The sequence below is a fragment of the Streptomyces pathocidini genome (assembly GCF_001418495.1).
In the GTDB taxonomy this organism is placed as follows: domain Bacteria; phylum Actinomycetota; class Actinomycetes; order Streptomycetales; family Streptomycetaceae; genus Streptomyces; species Streptomyces pathocidini.
The window spans coordinates 1-16,572 of record NZ_LIQY01000261.1; the positions used below are offsets into that span (position 1 = coordinate 1).

Annotated in this window: 10 protein-coding genes and 1 pseudogene; 3 read left to right on the plus strand and 8 right to left on the minus strand. The window is 72.5% G+C overall.

Annotated features, from left to right (window positions below; genetic code table 11):
- Positions 1-680, minus strand: a 680-nt coding sequence (locus tag AOK16_RS14130) for an ADP-ribosylglycohydrolase family protein (protein WP_169790895.1), incomplete at its 3' end; no start/stop codon positions are given.
- Between the two features lie 236 nt (positions 681-916).
- Here AOK16_RS14130 and AOK16_RS29260 point away from each other — a divergent pair.
- Positions 917-1,176 (plus strand): annotated as a pseudogene (locus AOK16_RS29260) (tyrosine-protein phosphatase).
- 75 nt (positions 1,177-1,251) lie between these two features.
- On the opposite strand, the gene AOK16_RS14140 reads toward AOK16_RS29260, so the two are convergent.
- Both AOK16_RS14140 and AOK16_RS14145 read right to left on the minus strand, forming a co-directional pair.
- A complete protein-coding gene (locus AOK16_RS14140) occupies positions 1,252-3,873 on the minus strand; it encodes a bifunctional FO biosynthesis protein CofGH (protein WP_079101368.1) in 2,622 nt (873 codons plus the stop codon).
- Between the two features lie 138 nt (positions 3,874-4,011).
- On the minus strand, positions 4,012-4,878 hold the full coding sequence (locus AOK16_RS14145; RefSeq protein WP_055472619.1) for an LLM class F420-dependent oxidoreductase: 867 nt from the start codon (positions 4,876-4,878) through the stop codon (positions 4,012-4,014).
- Between the two features lie 132 nt (positions 4,879-5,010).
- Here AOK16_RS14145 and AOK16_RS14150 point away from each other — a divergent pair, with 132 nt between their 5' ends.
- The gene (locus AOK16_RS14150) at positions 5,011-6,522 is read left to right on the plus strand and encodes a CehA/McbA family metallohydrolase (protein WP_107098347.1); all 1,512 of its coding nucleotides are present in this window, start codon (positions 5,011-5,013) and stop codon (positions 6,520-6,522) included.
- A gap of 211 nt (positions 6,523-6,733) precedes the next feature.
- Here the strand turns inward: AOK16_RS14150 and AOK16_RS14155 are convergent, their stop codons facing one another.
- The 5 genes from AOK16_RS14155 to AOK16_RS14175 form a co-directional block, all read right to left on the minus strand.
- Positions 6,734-8,476, minus strand: coding sequence for an N-acyl-D-amino-acid deacylase family protein (locus AOK16_RS14155; RefSeq protein ID WP_055472620.1), 1,743 nt, complete (start codon positions 8,474-8,476; stop codon positions 6,734-6,736).
- A gap of 428 nt (positions 8,477-8,904) precedes the next feature.
- A complete protein-coding gene (locus AOK16_RS14160) occupies positions 8,905-10,032 on the minus strand; it encodes an LLM class flavin-dependent oxidoreductase (RefSeq protein WP_055472621.1) in 1,128 nt (375 codons plus the stop codon).
- 115 nt (positions 10,033-10,147) lie between these two features.
- Positions 10,148-10,930 (minus strand): SDR family NAD(P)-dependent oxidoreductase, encoded by a 783-nt coding sequence (locus AOK16_RS14165; RefSeq protein WP_055472622.1) that lies wholly within the window; start codon positions 10,928-10,930, stop codon positions 10,148-10,150.
- 15 nt (positions 10,931-10,945) lie between these two features.
- Positions 10,946-11,893, minus strand: a complete 948-nt coding sequence (locus AOK16_RS14170; protein ID WP_055472627.1) for a TIGR03619 family F420-dependent LLM class oxidoreductase — start codon at positions 11,891-11,893, stop codon at positions 10,946-10,948.
- Positions 11,894-12,028: 135 nt separating this feature from the next.
- Positions 12,029-13,249 carry an amidohydrolase family protein gene (locus tag AOK16_RS14175; protein WP_055472623.1) on the minus strand — a complete coding sequence of 407 codons (1,221 nt, stop codon included), beginning with the start codon at positions 13,247-13,249 and terminating at the stop codon, positions 12,029-12,031.
- Between the two features lie 305 nt (positions 13,250-13,554).
- Between AOK16_RS14175 and afsR the strand changes: the two genes are divergently transcribed.
- Positions 13,555-16,527 (plus strand): SARP-family global regulator AfsR, encoded by a 2,973-nt coding sequence (gene afsR, locus AOK16_RS14180; protein ID WP_478072072.1) that lies wholly within the window; start codon positions 13,555-13,557, stop codon positions 16,525-16,527.
- Positions 16,528-16,572: the final 45 nt, after the last annotated feature.

Consider the following 16,572-nt stretch of genomic DNA (forward strand, 5'->3'; position numbering starts at 1 on the left):
TGGACGGCGCCGTCCAGGGCCTCGCCGCGGGCCAGGCCGTGGACGATGAGCGCGAAGGCGCCGGCAGCGAGGTAGCCGGTGGGGTGGCCGTGGGTCTGGGCGGCGCACTCGACGGCGAGTTGGAAGACCAGTTGCGGTTCCCAGCCGACGAGCAGCCCGAAGGGCGCTGAGCGCATCACGGCTCCGCAGCCCTTGGAGGCGGGGTTCTTGGGGTTGGCAGGCGTGCCCATCACGTCGTCAGCGAGGCCGCCCAGGCAGGCGTCCCCGGGCGCGCGGCGGGCGTAGAGCCACTCCTCGCGGGCCAGCCAGCCGTCGGCCTCGCGCCGCTCGTCGGGGCCCCAGTCGCGCTGAGTGGCCGCCCACCGGAGGTGGGCGCGGTGGATGTCGGTGGGCGGGTGCCAGGCGCCGGTATCGCGGCGCACGTGGGCGCGGATGAGGCCGTCGACCGTGAAGAGGGTCATCTGGGTGTCGTCCGTCACGGCGCCGCGCCGCCCGTAGGCGGGCACGTAGTCCGTGACGCCGTCCGGGCCGTGCTCCTCGCGGATCTCCTGGAGGGAGGCGAACTCGATCCCGGCTCCCAGGGCGTCGCCGATCGCGCCGCCGAGCAGGCACCCGCGCACCCGCCCGCGGTAGTCCTGCTGCTCGGCCCGTCCCCAGACGGTGGTGGCCGCTACGCTCACGTCGTCCCCTTCCAGTGCCGGCCTGCCGTACGCGCCTCTCGTCCGCCCCCTGGGCCCGTGCCGGGCTCTTTGCTGGGCTCTTTGCTGGGCCGCAGCGTAATCGACCGAGATTGATCGATGTCGTCATCGATACGACCCCAAGACGCCCGAATCCGTTCACCTTCGGTTCCGGATTCGACCTGGCGGGCAAGGACCGTACGGGCTGGGCGAGCGCGGCACTGCTCACCGCCCTCGGGGTGGACCGCGGGGCGGTGATGACCGACTACCTCGCCAGCAACGTCTACCGCAAGGCCGAGAACGAGGCCACGCTGGCCCAACTGCCGCCCGCCCAGGCAGCGGTCTACAAGCCGCTGCTGGACGTGCGAGCGGAGTACCTGAACGCCTCCTCGACGAGGTCGAGCAGGCCTACGGCTCGTTCGACGCCTACCTGAAGGACGGACCCGGGCTGGACCGGCACGACGTACGGGAGCTGCGCCGCGCCCTGCTGACCGGCTGAGGATCCGGCTCCTAGGAGCCCCGGTCTTCCCCCGGGTCCTGGAGTCCCGGTCCCGCTCCTTAGGACCCGTCCCGCCTACTCCAGTACGGGCAGCAGTTCCGGAAGGTGGCCGTCCGAGGCGATGGCCGCCTTCCGGCGTTCCGGCGCCATCTCACCGTAGGTGGTGGTGCGTGGGCGGGACGGGCGGCCCGCGGCCTCGGCGATGGCGACCAGGTCCTTGATGGAGCGATACGAGCCGTAACCGGAGCCCGCCATACGGGAGATGGTCTCCTCCATGAGGGTGCCGCCGAGGTCGTTGGCGCCCGAGCGCAGCATCTCGGCCGCCCCCTCGGTGCCGAGCTTGACCCAGCTGGTCTGGATGTTGGGGATGTGCGGGTGCAGCAGGAGGCGGGCCATGGCGGTGACGGCCCGGTTGTCGCGCGTGGTGGGGCCCGGCCGGGCGATGCCCGCGAGGTAGACGGGCGCGTTGGTGTGGATGAAGGGGAGGGTCACGAACTCCGTGAAGCCACCCGTCTCCTGCTGGATCCCGGCCAGCAGGCGGAGATGGCCGAGCCAGTGGCGGGGCTGGTCCACGTGCCCGTACATCATGGTCGAGGAGGACCTGAGGCCCAGCTCGTGGGCGGTCTTGACCACCTCGATCCATGTGGCCGCCGGCAGCTTGCCCTTGGTGAGGATCCAGCGGACCTCGTCGTCCAGGATCTCGGCCGCTGTGCCGGGGATGGAGTCCAGGCCAGCCTCCTTGGCGGCGGTCAGCCACTCGCGGAGGGAAAGCCCGGTGCGGGTCGCGCCGTTGACGACCTCCATCGGTGAGAAGGCGTGCACATGCATGCCCGGGACCCGCTCCTTCACAGCGCGGGCGATGTCGAAGTACGCGGTGCCGGGCAGGTCCGGGTGGATGCCGCCCTGCATGCACACCTCGACCGCGCCCACGTCCCAGGCCTGCTGGGCGCGGTCGGCGACCTGGTCCAGGGACAGGGTGTAGGCGTCGGCGTCCGTGCGGCGCTGGGCGAAGGCGCAGAAACGGCAGCCGGTGTAGCAGACATTGGTGAAGTTGATGTTGCGGGTGACGATGTAGGTCACCTCGTCCCCGACCGCCGTGCGGCGCACGTCGTCGGCGACCCGGCACAGGGCGTCCAGGGCCGGTCCGTCGGCGTGGAAGAGGGCGAGGGCCTCGGCGTCGGTGAGCCGGGTGGGGTCGTCGGCCGCGGTCGCGAGGGCCGCCTTCACGTCCCCGTCGATCCGGGACGGGGCCATCCCCGGGGCGGCCGCCTCACGCAGCGCCTCCCAGTCGCCGTACACCTCGTCGAAGTCCCCGCGCCGCTCGTCGGTGCGGCCCTCGGTGTCGATGGTGCGGTGCAGGTCGGTGCGGCCAGAGGCGGTGAACCCCTCGTCCGGCTCCTGCCAGGGCAGCCCGGCGGGACACGCGCCCTCGCGCGCGAGGCCCGTCTCCGGGTCCACGAGCGCGCGCACGTGCGGGAGCAGGCGCGGGTCCAGCCACGGCTCGCCACGCCGGATGAACTCCGGGTAGATCGTGAGCCGTTCGCGCAGCTCGAAGCCGGACGCGCGCGTGCGCTCGGCCAGTTCGTCGATCTGCGGCCAGGGGCGCTCGGGGTTCACATGGTCCGGCGTCAGCGGCGAGACGCCGCCCCAGTCGTCGATCCCGGCGCCGATGAGGAGCGCGTACTCCGCGTCCACCAGGTTGGGCGGGGCCTGGATGCGCGCCGAAGGGCCCAGGATGTGGCGGGCCACGGCAATGGCGGCGGCCAGCTCCTCCAGCTCCGCGTCCGGTATCCCGCGCATGGCCGTGTCCGGCTTGGCGCGGAAGTTCTGGACGATGACCTCCTGGATGCCGTGGTAGGCGCGGGCTGTCCTGCGCAGCGCGAACAGGGAGTCGGCCCGCTCCTCGTAGGTCTCGCCGATCCCGATGAGAATCCCGCTCGTGAAGGGCACGTTGGAACGGCCGGCGTCCTCCAGGACCCGCAGCCGTACGGCGGGGTCCTTGTCCGGGGAGCCGTGGTGCGGGCCACCCGGTTGCGACCACAGGCGGTCGGCGGTGGTCTCCAGCATCATGCCCATGGAGGGGGCGACGGGCTTGAGGCGCTGGAGGTCGGTCCAGGACAGGACACCGGGGTTGAGGTGCGGCAGGAGCCCCGTCTCCTCCAGGACCCGGATCGCCATGGCCCGTACGTAGGCGAGCGTGTCGTCGTAGCCGTGCGCGTCCAGCCACTCGCGGGCCTCCGGCCAGCGGTCCTCCGGCCGGTCGCCGAGCGTGAACAGGGCCTCCTTGCAGCCGAGTTCGGCCCCCTGGTACGCGATCTCCAGGACCTCGTCCGGGGACAGGTACATGCCCGGGCTCCGGCCGGGAGGTGCCCCTGCCGCTGCCCTCTCGCGGCGGAGCTTGCCGGGGACGGTCGCGAACGTGCAGTAATGGCACTTGTCCCGGCACAACCGGGTCAGCGGAATGAAGACCTTGCGGGAGTACGTGATGACGCCGGGGCGGCCGGCGGCCTCCAGGCCGGCGTCCCGGACGCGCGCGGCGGACGCGCACAGGCCGGCGAGGTCCTCGCCCCGGGCCTGGAGCAGGACGGCGGCCTCCGCCTCGTCCAGCGCCACCCCGTCACGGGCTCTGCGCAACGCCCGCCGCATGGCGTTGGCGGTGGGTGCGGACTGCTCGTGCCCCTGCGCGTTCGTCGTCATTCCTCGAGCATACGAGCGCCCTGCGACAACATCAGGATGCGCGGGACATGCGGATATGTGCACATGATCACGACAGGAGCGGCGCCCGGCGGGAATAGCCCTTCAGAGAGCGGGAACACCCCTTCAGGGCAAGGGTGGTCACAGGAACCGGGCATACGTGTCCAGGGTCCGGAGGACCTCGGCCTCGTCCGCGGGCGGGAGTTGGAGGACGACCTCCTCCACGCCGAGGTCGCGGTAGTGGGCGAGCTTGCCCGGGGTCGGGTGGACCGCGAACGGGACGACCTGCGGGCCCTCGGGGCCGCGCCCCGCCTCCTGCCACGCCTCGCGCAGCGCGGGCAGGGTCTCGGTGAGCCCGCGCCCGCCGATCGGCATCCAGCCGTCCGCGTACTCGGTGATGTGCGCGAACAGCTTGGGGCCCGCGGCACCGCCGAGGAGCGTGCGCGGCCCGGTGAGCGGGGGCGCGCCCTTGCGCTCGCGGGGGCGCTGGACCGGCTTGGGGTGGGCCTCACTCGCGCTCACCGACCCGAACTCACCTTCGTACGAGGTCGGTTCCTCGTTCCACAGGGCACGCATCAGCGCGATGCGGTCGCGGACCAGCTCGCGGCGGCGCGACCAGTCGGCGACGCCGTGGTCGGCGGCCTCCTCCACGTTCCAGCCGAAGCCGACGCCGAGGGTGAACCGGCCTCCGGAGAGGAAGTCGAGACTGGCGATCCCCTTGGCGAGGCCGATGGGGTCGTGCTGGGCCACGAGGGTGATGCCGGTGCCCAGCGCCAGCCGCTCGGTGACGGCGGCGGCCTGGGCGAGGGCCACGAACGGGTCGAGGGTGCGGCCGTACTCACGCGGCAGCGGGCCGTCACCGACCGGGTACGGGCTCTGCCTGCTGATCGGGATGTGAGTGTGCTCGGGGAGGTAGAGCCCGGCGAATCCGCGCTGTTCCAACTCCTGCGCGAGGCGGGCGGGGGCGATGGTCTCGTCGGTGAGGAAGACGGTCGTGGCAAGGCGCATACGCGTATGTTCCTCCGCCGTCACCGAGTTATCCACAGGCCTTTCCCGTGCGGTCACGGGCCCGTACAACGGTGTCATGCGGCAGATCCACGCAGCAGCGCCCGACGCCCGCCCGACGCAGGGAGACCCCCGATGGAACGACGCGATGTCCTCAAGCTCTCGGCTGTCGCCGGAGCCGCGGGGGCGCTTACGCTCGGAAGCGTGACGTTCGCGAGCGCGGAGGAGCGCGCGGGCAGCGGCGAGGAGACGAAGAAGGTCACGGGTCACCTGCCGACCGGCTCGCCGGACTTCGTGTACCTCCCGGTGGAAGTACCACGCGGCGTACGCGAGATCGCCGTCTCCTACACCTACGACAAGCCCGCAGTACCGGCCGGCACGGTCGGCAACGCCTGCGACATCGGCATCTTCGACGAGCGCGGCACGGACCTGGGCGGGCGGGGCTTCCGCGGCTGGTCCGGCGGGGCGCGCACGGAGTTCGCGATCAGCGCGGAGCGGGCCACGCCCGCGTACATCGCCGGGCCGGTCAACTCCGGTACCTGGCGTGTGGTCCTGGCCCCCTACACGGTCGCGCCGCAGGGCCTGAACTACGAGGTCACCGTCACGCTGCGGTACGGGGCGGCGGGCGAGACGCCCGAGCCCGTCTACCCGCCGCACCGGGCCAAGGGCCGGGGCCGGGCCTGGTACCGCGGCGACTGCCATCTCCACACCGTCTACTCGGACGGCAAGCGCACCCCGGCCCAGGTGGCGGCCGAGGCGCGGGCCGCCGGGCTCGACTTCATCACCACCACCGAGCACAACACCCAGTCCGGGCACGGGGCCTGGCAGGGGCTGTGGGGCGACGACCTGCTGATCCTCACGGGCGAGGAGGTCACGACCCGCAACGGGCACGTGCTGGCGCTGGGCATCGAGCCCGGCACGTTCATCGACTGGCGCTACCGCGCGCGGGACAACGCGTTCGGCCGCTACTCCCGCAAGATCCGCCAGGCCGGCGGCCTGGTCGTACCCGCCCACCCACACGCAACCTGCGTGGGCTGCAACTGGAAGTTCGGCCTCAACGACGCGGACGCGGTGGAGGTGTGGAACGGGCCGTTCACTCCGGACGACGAGGTGACGATCGCCGAGTGGGACAACACCCTGGTGGCCTCCCTCCGCGGCCGGGGCCGGTGGCTGCCCGCCATGGGCAACAGCGACGCGCACAGCCCGGGACAGGTGGTCGGCCTGCCGCAGACGGTCGTCCTCGCGGACGACCTGTCGCGCGAGGCGGTCCAGGAGGGCATACGGGCGGGGCGCAGCTGGATCGCCGAATCCTCCGCGGTGAACCTGGCGTTCGGGGTCAACGGGGGCCGCGGGCAGCACGCGGGGATCGGCGGACGGCTGGCCGTCGACGCCGAGGAGACGGTAACGGTCCGCCTGGAGGTCTCCGGCGCCCCGGGCTGCTCGGTCCGCCTCATCACGGACCAGGGCCAGTTGTACGCGGCCCAGCTGCCCGCGGAGGGCACCGGGACGGTCGAGTGGCGCACGACACCGGCGTACGCGGCGTACGTACGCGCCGAGGTGCGGAGGGCCCCTGCGGACGGCGGGGCGAGCGGGATGCCGGGCGCTCTGGTCGCTCTGACCAATCCGGTCTTCCTGGGGAAGGAGTAGCAACCTGCGGGTCGCGGCCGGCGGCCGCGCTGCGGTCGGTTCGGCACCGCAGGGCCAAACCATCGTGGTTGTTCGCCATCGCGGCGGGATGGTTTTGCCTGCGGCGGCGAACAACGCGGCTCACCCCGGCGGCGGGGCGGTGGTGGGGTCTGAGCCCCAGCCTCGACTGCCCAGGCCGCGGCCGCGGCTCACCCCACCACCGGGCCTGCGGTCAACTCGCCGTGCTGACCGTCCTCGTGTCGCGGCCTGACCTGAGGACCGTTCCCGGGATCGCTCCCGTGATCTCGTCGTCGCGGATGGTTTCCACGCCGTTGACGCGGACGCTGACGACGCCCACCGCGCGGGAGTCCAGGCGGGGGCTGTCGCCGGGGAGGTCGTGGACCAGGGTGGCGGGGGACGCGTCGATGCGGGCCGGGTCGAAGAGGACCAGGTCGGCGTGGTAACCCTCGGCTATGCGGCCCCGCTCCCGCAGCCCGAACAGCCGCGCCGGGTCGTCGGTGAGCATCCTGACCGCCCGCTCGAGACCGACGAGTTTCCGGCCGCGCAGGCAGTCCCCGAGGAAGCGGGTCGTGTAGGGGGCGCCGCACATCCGGTCCAGGTGGGCACCCGCGTCCGAGCCGCCGAGCATGACGTCCTCGTGCTCCCAGGTCTGCCGCCGCAGCTCCCAGCTCGCCGGGTCGTTGTCGGTGGGCATCGGCCACAGCACCGTACGCAGTTCGTCGGCGGCGCAGATCTCGACCAGGCACTCGAAGGGGGACTGGCCGCGCTCGGCCGCGATGTCGCGTACGACGCGGCCGGTCAGGCCCTCGTTGGCGGCGGAGTAGGTGTCGCCGATGACGTACCGGCCGAAGTCGGCCAGGCGGCGGAAGACCCCGGCCTCCTTGCTGTCCGCGCGGCGCAGCAGCTCCGACCGCACGGCGGGGTCGTGGAGTTCGGCGATGCGGTCCGGAACGGGGAGGCCGAGGATGTCGCCCCAGCCGGGGATGAGGTTGAGGGCGCAGAACGTGCCGAGGGACATGTTCATGGGTGTGAGGATCGGCATCGTGAGCGCCACGATCCGGCCGCCGGCCTTGCGGGCGCGTTCGGAGGCGAGGAGCTGGCGCGGTACGCGTTCGGGCACGGCGGCGTCGATGGTCAGGACGTTCCAGTTGAGGGGCCGGCCGGCCGCGGCGGACATCTCGACGAAGAGGTCGATCTCCTCGTCCGAGAACTGGTCCAGACAGCCCGCGAGGATCGCTTCGAGCTGGGTGCCCTCGTGGTCGGCCACCGCGCGGGAGAGGGCGAGGAGTTCCGCGGGCTGGGCGTGCCGGGAGGCGACCGGCTTGCCGTTGCCGTCGGAGTGCGTCGAGGACTGGGTCGTGGACAGGCCCCACGCGCCGGCGCCCATGGCGTCGTGGAACAGGCGGACCATCTCGTCCAGTTGGGCCCGGGTCGGCTGACCGCCGACGGCGTCGGGGCCCATCACATGGCGGCGCAGGGCGCAGTGGCCGACCATGAATCCGGCGTTGACGGCAATGCGGCCGTCCAGCGCGTCGAGATACTCACCGAAGGTGTGCCAGTTCCAGGGCGCGCCCTCTTCGAGGGCGACCAGGGACATGCCCTCGACCTTGCTCATCATCCGCCGCGTGTAGTCGGCGTCCTCGGGGCGGGCCGGGTTGAGCGGCGCGAGGGTGAAGCCGCAGTTGCCGCCCACAACGGTGGTGACGCCGTGGTTCATGGAGGGAGTGGCGAAGGGGTCCCAGAAGAGCTGGGCGTCGTAGTGGGTGTGCGGGTCGACGAAGCCGGGGGTGAGGACGAGGCCTGTCGCATCCTCGGCCGTGCGGGCCTCCTCGGTGATGGATCCCGCGTCGGCGACGACCGCGATCCGCCCGTCGCGCAGGCCGACGTCGGCGGCGCGCGCGGGCGCGCCCGTGCCGTCGACGACGGTCGCTCCGCGGATCAGGTGGTCGAGCATGGCGTGGTCCTCCTCGGAAGCGGCGGGAGTAGGGGCCAAGGGCGAGCCCTTGGAGTGGAGTTGCCCGGTGGTCCAGGACCGGTGGTCCGGGGCCGGTAGTCCGGGGCCGGTGAGGCGGCCCGGGAAACCGAGAGGTCCGGGCCGGAGGCCGCGTGGCATGGGCCGCCGCGAACGGACTCCGACCGGGACCCTCGCCGGGACGGCGGCCCGGGATGCCGCCGTCCCCGGAGCGGCACCGCGTCTACGGCGGACTGCCGCTCACGTTTCCTGGCCGTTCGAACTGCCAACGCCCGCCGGGGACGCGGGTTTCCTGCGGGTGCAGGCCGCGGGGTCCCGGCGCCCCCCTAGACTCCGTCCGGGGAGCCCAGCCCCGCGGAAGATGGCCGCCCGCAACGGAGGCGAACCGTGATCCGCCCGCTGCAGCGTCCTCAGCTGCCCGCCGCCTGGCGGAAGCGGGTGGTGCGGTGGACGGGGTCCGTGTCGATCTTGGGTATGACGTGTTCGCCCATGAGCTTGATCGTGGTCATCACGTTCTCGTAGGGGACGCCGATCGGCACGCTGACGCTCAACTGGTCGGCCCCGGCCTGCTCCCAGCGCTTGCACTGCTGCAGCACCTCGTCAGGGTCGCCGCATATGAGCAGCTCCTCCTGGATGAGGAGTTCGACGATCTCCTCGTTGAACTCCGGCAGCATCTCCGGCCACACCGGCAGCCCCTCCGGCTTGGGGAAGGTGTCGTGGTAGTAGAAGACCAGCGACTGGAGGCGGTTGAGCCCGGCGTTGGCGGCGATCCGCACGGCCTCCTCGTGGGTCTCCGCGCAGACCGCGGTGGAGGTGACCATCACGTTGTCGTTGACGAAGTCGCCGACCGGCTCGGCCTCCTGGATGGCGGTCTTGTACTGCTCCAGGACCCACTCCATGTCCGAGACCTTCTGGACACTGAAGCCGAGGACCCCGAGCCCCTTCCTGGCCGCCATGGCGTACGAGGACGGGGACCCGGCCGCGTACCACATGCCCGGGTGGGACTTCCCGTACGGCTTGGGGAGGACCTTGCGGGGCGGCAGCGACCAGTGCTTGCCCTGGAACCCCACGTACTCCTCCTGGAGCCACATCTTGGGGAACTCGGCGATCGTCTCCTCCCAGATCTCCTTGGTGTGGTTCATGTCGGTGATGCCCGGCAGGAACCCCAGGATCTCGTGGCTTCCGGCGCCGCGCCCGGAGCCGAACTCGAAGCGCCCCTCGGAGAGGTGGTCGAGCATGGCCACCTTCTCGGCGACCTTCACCGGGTGGTTGACCTGGGCCAGCGGGTTGAAGATGCCGGAGCCCAGGTGGATCCGCTCGGTGGCGTGGGCCAGGTAGCCGAGGAACACCTCGTTGGCCGAGAGGTGCGAGTACTGGTCCAGGAAGTGGTGCTCGGATGCCCAGGCGTACTTGAAGCCGGACTTGTCGGCCTGGATGACGTACTTGGTCTCCTCGATCAGAGCGTTGTGCTCCGCCTCGGGGTCGACCGCACGCCGGGGGTCGGGCACATATCCCTGTACAAAGATCCCGAATTCCAAGGGGGTTCACCGTCCCGAGGTCGTATCTGACGAACCGTCAGTTCATGATGCGGACGACTGTCGCACCGGCCGCATGAACCGTCAATAGCCGACGCCCGGTCAGCAAGGTCCCCTCTCAGAAGAGGCTCACCCCCGCCAGCCAGCCGCCGTCTATGACGAACGGCTGCCCCGTGATGTAGGAGGAGTCCGCGCTGGAGAGGAACAGCGCCAGCTCGGCCACCTCCTCCGGCCGCCCGACCCGCTCCAGCGGCACCAGGCGCTTGTAGAGCTCGTCGAGCGCCGCCGAGGTCTCGGCCGGGTCGGCATCGGGGTCGAGCTGCGCGGGGTTGCTCATCGGGGTGTCGATCGCACCCGGGCACATCGCGTTGACCCGGATCTTCCGGGGCGCCAGCTCCAGCGCCGCCACTCTGGTCAGGCCGAGGATCGCGGCCTTGGTCGCCGCGTACGAGCCGACCGCGGCCATGCCCGTGAGGGCCGTGTACGAGGCGGTGTTGACGATCGTGCCGCCGCCGGCCTGCGCTATCTCGGGCGCCACGGTCTTGATGCCGAGGAACGCGCCGACCTGGTTGACCTGGACGACCTGCTGGAACTCCTCCAGCGGGGTCGAGGTCAGCTCGTTGAAGCGCAGGATGCCGGCGTTGTTGACCAGGCCGTCGATCCTGCCGAAGGCCGCCTTGGCGAGGGCGACGGCGGCCTGCCAGTCGGCCTCCCGGCCCACGTCGAGGTGTACGTAACGCGCGCTGTCGCCCAGCTCCTTGGCGAGTTCCTCGCCCTGGTCGTCCAGCACGTCGGCGAGCACGACCCGCGCGCCCTCCGCCGTGAAGAGCCGCGCCTCTTGCTCGCCCTGCCCGCGCGAGGCTCCCGTGATGACGACGACGCGCCCGTCCAGTTTCCCCATGGTTGAACTCCTTGGTCAGTCGTTGAGGTGCGGTGCGATGTCCGCCGCGAACGCCGCCATCTGGTCGAGGAGTTCGCCGGCGTCCCGGCTGCGGAAGCGGACCTGGATCTGATGGACGCCGATCGCCGCGTACTCGCGCAGGGACTCCGCGAGGCGGTCCGGCTTGCCGGTGAGGGTGCGTCTGCCGACCTCCCAGCCGGGGTCCCCGACGTACAGCGGCTCGGCGATGGCACCGACCGCGATCGGCTCCTCCACACCCGCCTCCTCCCGCAGTTCGCGCAGGCGGGCGAGCTGGGCCGGGAGCCGGTCGCGCGGGTCGCCCTGCGGCAGCCACCCGTCGCCGCGCACCGCCGCCCGCCGCACGGCCGCGAGCGAGGAGCCGCCGATCCAGACCGGCGGGCGTGGCGCCTGGACCGGCCTGGGCCGCTGCCCGAGGCCGGCGAAGGAGAAGCGCTCCCCCTCGAACTCGGGGAACTCATCGGGCCCGAGGGCGGCCTTGAGCGCGTCGACCGCCTCGTCCAGCACGGACCCGCGCGCGGCGAAGTCCACACCCAGGGCCTCGAACTCCTCCTGCACGTGTCCGGCACCGACCCCCAGGATCAGCCGCCCGCCGGAGAGGCGGTCCAGCGTCGCGTACTGCTTTGCGGTGGCCAGCGGGTGCCGCAGCCCGACCACCGCCACGTGGCTCAGCAGCCGTACGCGCTCGGTGACGCCCGCGAGATACGCGAGGGTGGCCACCGGGTCGTACCACGTCGTGCCCATCGCGGCGGCCAGGCGCCGCGGGATCGCGACGTGGTCGCAGCAGGCGACGTAGAGGTAGCCGAGCCGGTCGGCGGCCCGGGCGATCCGCGCTATCTCCGCGGGCCCGGCCGCGGCCTCCCACGCCTCCGCGTACAGCGTGCTCTGCGACTGCACGGGGAGCTGGATCCCGTACTCCAGCCGCCCTTCGGGCAGGATCTGCACCACCGTTGCCTCCCTCGCGTCCACCGGGCACCGAGCTTCCCCGGACCGCCCTCCCCTCACCGCCTCGCTGCTTTACTTACACCGCTGCCCGCCGCGAGGTTCCGAACCGGCCGAGCGGCCGACCGGGCGGCGGCGTCACGGCCCGGCCCACAGCCCGTCCTCCGTCAGTCCCAACAGCTCGATCGCGTTGCCCCGCACGATCCGCTCGACGACGTCCGACGCCAGGTGCCCCATCTGGGACTCGCCGACCTCCCGCGACTTCGGCCAGGTCGAGTCCGAGTGCGGGTAGTCCGTCTCGTACAGGACGTTTCCGACGCCGATCGCGTCCAGGTTCTTCAGGCCGAAGGCGTCGTCGAAAAAGCAGCCGTAGACGTGCTCGGCGAAGAGCTCGGACGGCGGGCGCAGGACCTTGTCGGCGACCCCGCCCCAGGCGCGGTTCTCCTCCCACACCACATCGGCGCGCTCCAGGATGTACGGGATCCAGCCGATCTGGCCCTCGGCGTACATGATCCTGAGGTTGGGGAACCGGTCGAACTTGCCCGACATCAGCCAGTCGACCATCGAGAAGCAGCAGTTGGCGAAGGTGATGGTGGAGCCGACGGCCGGGGGCGCGTCCGCCGAGGTCGACGGCATCTTCGAACTGGAGCCGATGTGCATGGCGATGACCGTGCCGGTCTCGTCGCAGGCCCTCAGGAACGGGTCCCAGGCGTCGGTGTGGATGGAGGGCAGGCCCAGGTGCGGCGGGATCTCGCTGAAGCACACGGCGCGCACGCCCCGCGCGGCGTTGCGCCGCACCTCCTCCGCCGCCAACTCCGCGTCCCACAGGGGGATCAGGGCAAGTGGGATCAGGCGCCCCTGGGCCGTAGGACCGCACCACTCCTCCACCATCCAGTCGTTGTAGGCGCGCACGCCCAGCAGCCCCAGTTCGCGGTTCCCGGCCTCGGTGAAGGTCTGGCCGCAGAAGCGCGGGAAGGTGGGGAAGCAGAGCGCGGACTGGACGTGGTTGACGTCCATGTCGGCCAGCCTCTCCGGTACGGAGAAGGAGCCGGGGCGCATCTGCTCGTAGGTGATGCCCTCGAGCCTGATCTCGTCCCGCGGGTAGCCGACCGCCGTGTCCAAGCGGGTCAGCGGGCGGTGCAGGTCCTCGTAGACCCACCAGTCCGCGATCGGCCCCTCGTCGCCCGGCGCGCCCATGACAGGGGCGAACTTGCCGCCGACGAAGGTCATCTCCTTCAGAGGGGCGCGGACGATGCGAGGGCCTATGTCGTGGTACTTCGACGGGAGCCGGTCCCGCCAGACGTCGGGCGGCTCGACCGTGTGGTCGTCCACCGAGATTATCTTCGGGAAGCTCACCATGCCTGACACGGTAGCGCCGACCTGACGAATCGTCAGCTTGCTTGCGTACATGGAACTGAGCGCCCCCGTGCGCCCCGCGTACGCGCCTGTGCGCGGGCCGTACGCGTCCGCACGGGACCTTGTACGGGCTCTGTGGAGAGCTGTGGAGAGCCTTCGCCCCTACTGACGGAGCCGGGTCACACAGGGCAAACTGACCCGTGCGCCTGTGCGCCTATGCATCGGGACTGTGCGACCGGCCTGTGCTGCGGGACTCTTCGTCGGAGCCACCGGGCGCGGCGCGGGAACCACCCCGCGTACGCGACGCGTTGGACACGGCGGACGCACACCGTGCCGAGGGACCGGGGGGAGCGATGGGACAGGAAGCGGCGGCCGCGCCGAGCCTGGCCTTCGCCGTGCTCGGCCCCGTAAGGATCCGCCGCGGCGACCAGCAGCTCGCGACCGGCTCGCCCCAGCAGCGCGCCCTGCTCGCCGCCCTGCTGCTCCGCCGCGGCCGCACCGCCACCGTGCGGGAGCTCGTGGATGCCCTGTGGGGCGAGGAGCCGCCGGACGCCGCCGTGGCCGCCCTGCGCACATACGCCTCCAGGATCCGCAAGGCGTTCGGGGCCGACGCGGGCGCCCTGGTCAGCGAGTCGGGCGGATACGCGATCCGGGTCCGGGCCGGCGCGCTCGACCTCCACCGTGCCGAGCGTTGCGCCGCCGAGGCCGAACGGGCCCGAGCCGGGGAGGAGCAGCAGCGGGCCCGCGACCTGCTGAACGCGGCGCTGGCGCTGTGGGAGGGCGAACCGCTCGCGGGCATCCCGGGCCCCTATGCCGAGGCGCAGCGCATCCGCCTCGAGGAGTGGCGGCTCGGGCTCCTGGAGACCCGCCTGGAGCTGGACCTCGACCTGGGCGGCCACGCCGAGGCCGTCTCCGAACTGACCGCGCTGACCGCCGCGTACCCGCTGCGCGAGCGGCTGCGCGGGCTGCTGATGCTGGCCCTCTACCGGGGCGGGCGGCAGGCGGAGGCCCTCGCCGTGTACGCGGACACGCGGCGGCTGCTCGTGGACGAGCTGGGCATCGACCCGGGCGGCGAGCTGACCGAGCTGCACCAGCGCGTCCTGCGGGCGGACGTGGAGCTGGCCGCGCCCCCGGCAACCGAACAGCGCACGCACGCCGCGGCCCCCGTCGTACGCCCCGCGCAACTTCCGGCCACTGTCCCGGACTTCACCGGGAGGGCGGCCTTCGTCGCCGAGCTCGGCGACCGGTTGGCGGCGGCCGGGGGCCGGGTGATGGCCGTCTCGGCGGTGGCGGGCATCGGAGGCGTCGGCAAGACGACCCTAGCGGTGCACGTGGCGCACGCCGCCCGCGACCGCTTCCCCGACGGCCAGCTCTATGTGGACCTGCGGGGCGCGGGCCCGCGTGCGGCCGAGCCCGAGGCCGTGCTCGGCGGCTTCCTGCGCGCCCTCGGCACACCGGAGTCGGCGATTCCCGAGGCCGCCGAGGAGCGGGCGGCGCTGTACCGCTCGATGCTGGACGGCCGCCGGGTGCTGGTGCTGCTGGACAACGCCCGGGACGCGGCCCAGGTCCGGCCGCTGCTTCCGGGTACGGAGGGCTGTGCGGCGCTGGTGACCTCGCGGGCCCGGATGGTGGGCCTTCCCGGGGCGCATCTGGTGGACCTGGACGTGATGAGCCCGGAGGAGGCGCTCCAGCTCTTCACGAGGATCGTTGGCGAGGAGCGGGTCGCGGCGGAGCGCGAGGCGGCGCTCGACGTGGTCGCGGCCTGCGGGTTCCTGCCGCTGGCGATCCGCATCGCGGCCTCCAGGCTCGCGGCCCGGCGCACGTGGACGGTCTCCGTGCTGGCCGCCAAGCTCGCCGACGAGCGGCACCGGCTGGACGAGCTCCAGGCGGGCGACCTGGCCGTGCGCGCCACCTTCGAACTGGGCTACGCCCAGCTGGACCCGCAACAAGCCCGCGCCTTCCGCCTGCTGGGCATGGCCGACGGGCCGGACTTCTCCCTGGCCGCGGCCTCCGCGACCCTGGACCTGGACCTGTACACGACCGAGGAGATCCTGGAGTCCCTGGTCGACATCTCGCTCCTGGAGTCCGCCGCCCCGTCCCGCTACCGCTACCACGACCTCGTCCGGCTCTACGCGCGTGCATGCGCCGAGCGCGACGAACTCCCTCCCTCCCTACGGGAGGAGGCGCTGTCCCGGCTGCTGGACTTCTATCTGGCCACGGCCGCCGGGGTCTACGCGCTGGAGCGGCCGGGCGACCGGCTGGTCGACCACCTGGAGCGGCCCGAGCGGACCGGGCTGGTCTTCGCGAGCCGAGACGCGGCGCTGGACTGGCTGTTCGCCGAGTCCGACCCGCTGCTGGCCTGCGCACAGCAGGCCGCCTCCCACGGCATGGCCCGGCGCGCGGCCGACCTGCTGATGGCCGCCGTCGACCTGGCCGAATCCGGCGCCAACGCGCGGCGGTTCGAGGCGACCGCCACCGCGGTGGGCGACGCCGCCCGCACTGCCGACGATCTCCGCGCGGAGGGGCGGGCCCGGACGATGCTGGCCCATGTGCACAGCCTCTCGGGGCGGTTCGGCGCCGCGGACGAGGAGGCCAAGCGGGCCATGGTGATCGGCCTGGCCGCCGAGGACCCGCTGCCGACCTGCCGCATCCCGAACCAGCGCGGCATCATCGCGCTGTACGAGAACCGCCACGAGGAGGCCCAGGCGTATCTGGGCCAGGCCATCGAGGCCTTCCGCGCCGACGGCAACCGCCCCGGCGAGGCCAGCGCGCTGTGCAACCTCTCGCGCGTGCACCTGGCGATGAACCGCACGGCGAGCGCGGTCGAACTCGCCCAGCGGGGCGTGGAGATCTACGCGGCCCTGGGCGCGAGCCTGCGCCGGGCCAACGGCAAGTACGCGCTGGGGGTGGCCCTGACCCGGGCCGGGCGGCCCGCCGAGGCCCTGGAGCAACTCTCCGACGCGTACGGGGTGTTCCATGAGAGCCGGCAGCGGCTGTGGGAGGGCATGACGCTCTTCCGGATGGCGGAGGTGCATCTCGCGGCCCGCCGCGCGAGCCAGGCCGCCGCCCAGGCCGAGCAGGCCCTCGCGGTGCTGCGCGGGATCGGCGGGGAGTGGCGCAGAGGCAACGTCCTGACGGTGCTCGGCCGCGCCCTGCACAGCGTGGGCCACCGGGACCGTGCGCGGGCCTGCTGGGACGAGGCGCTGGCGATCTACGAGTCGCTGGGGTCGGCGGAGGCGGACGAAGTACGGGCGCTGCTGTCGCCGGTGGCGGTCGCGTGACCGCCGCGCGGGGGTGCGATGCGCGGGTACGGAGGAGTGCCGGGG

What these genes read in the sequence shown, in the direction of transcription:
- AOK16_RS14155 (WP_055472620.1), bottom strand. Translation starts at nt 8,476, where the DNA reads ATGCTCGACCACCTGATCCGCGGAGCGACCGTCGTCGACGGCACGGGC.
- AOK16_RS14140 (WP_079101368.1), bottom strand. Translation starts at nt 3,873, where the DNA reads ATGACGACGAACGCGCAGGGGCACGAGCAGTCCGCACCCACCGCCAAC.
- AOK16_RS14145 (WP_055472619.1), bottom strand. Translation starts at nt 4,878, where the DNA reads ATGCGCCTTGCCACGACCGTCTTCCTCACCGACGAGACCATCGCCCCC.
- AOK16_RS14165 (WP_055472622.1), bottom strand. Translation starts at nt 10,930, where the DNA reads ATGGGGAAACTGGACGGGCGCGTCGTCGTCATCACGGGAGCCTCGCGC.
- AOK16_RS14175 (WP_055472623.1), bottom strand. Translation starts at nt 13,249, where the DNA reads ATGGTGAGCTTCCCGAAGATAATCTCGGTGGACGACCACACGGTCGAG.
- AOK16_RS14150 (WP_107098347.1), top strand. Translation starts at nt 5,011, where the DNA reads ATGGAACGACGCGATGTCCTCAAGCTCTCGGCTGTCGCCGGAGCCGCG.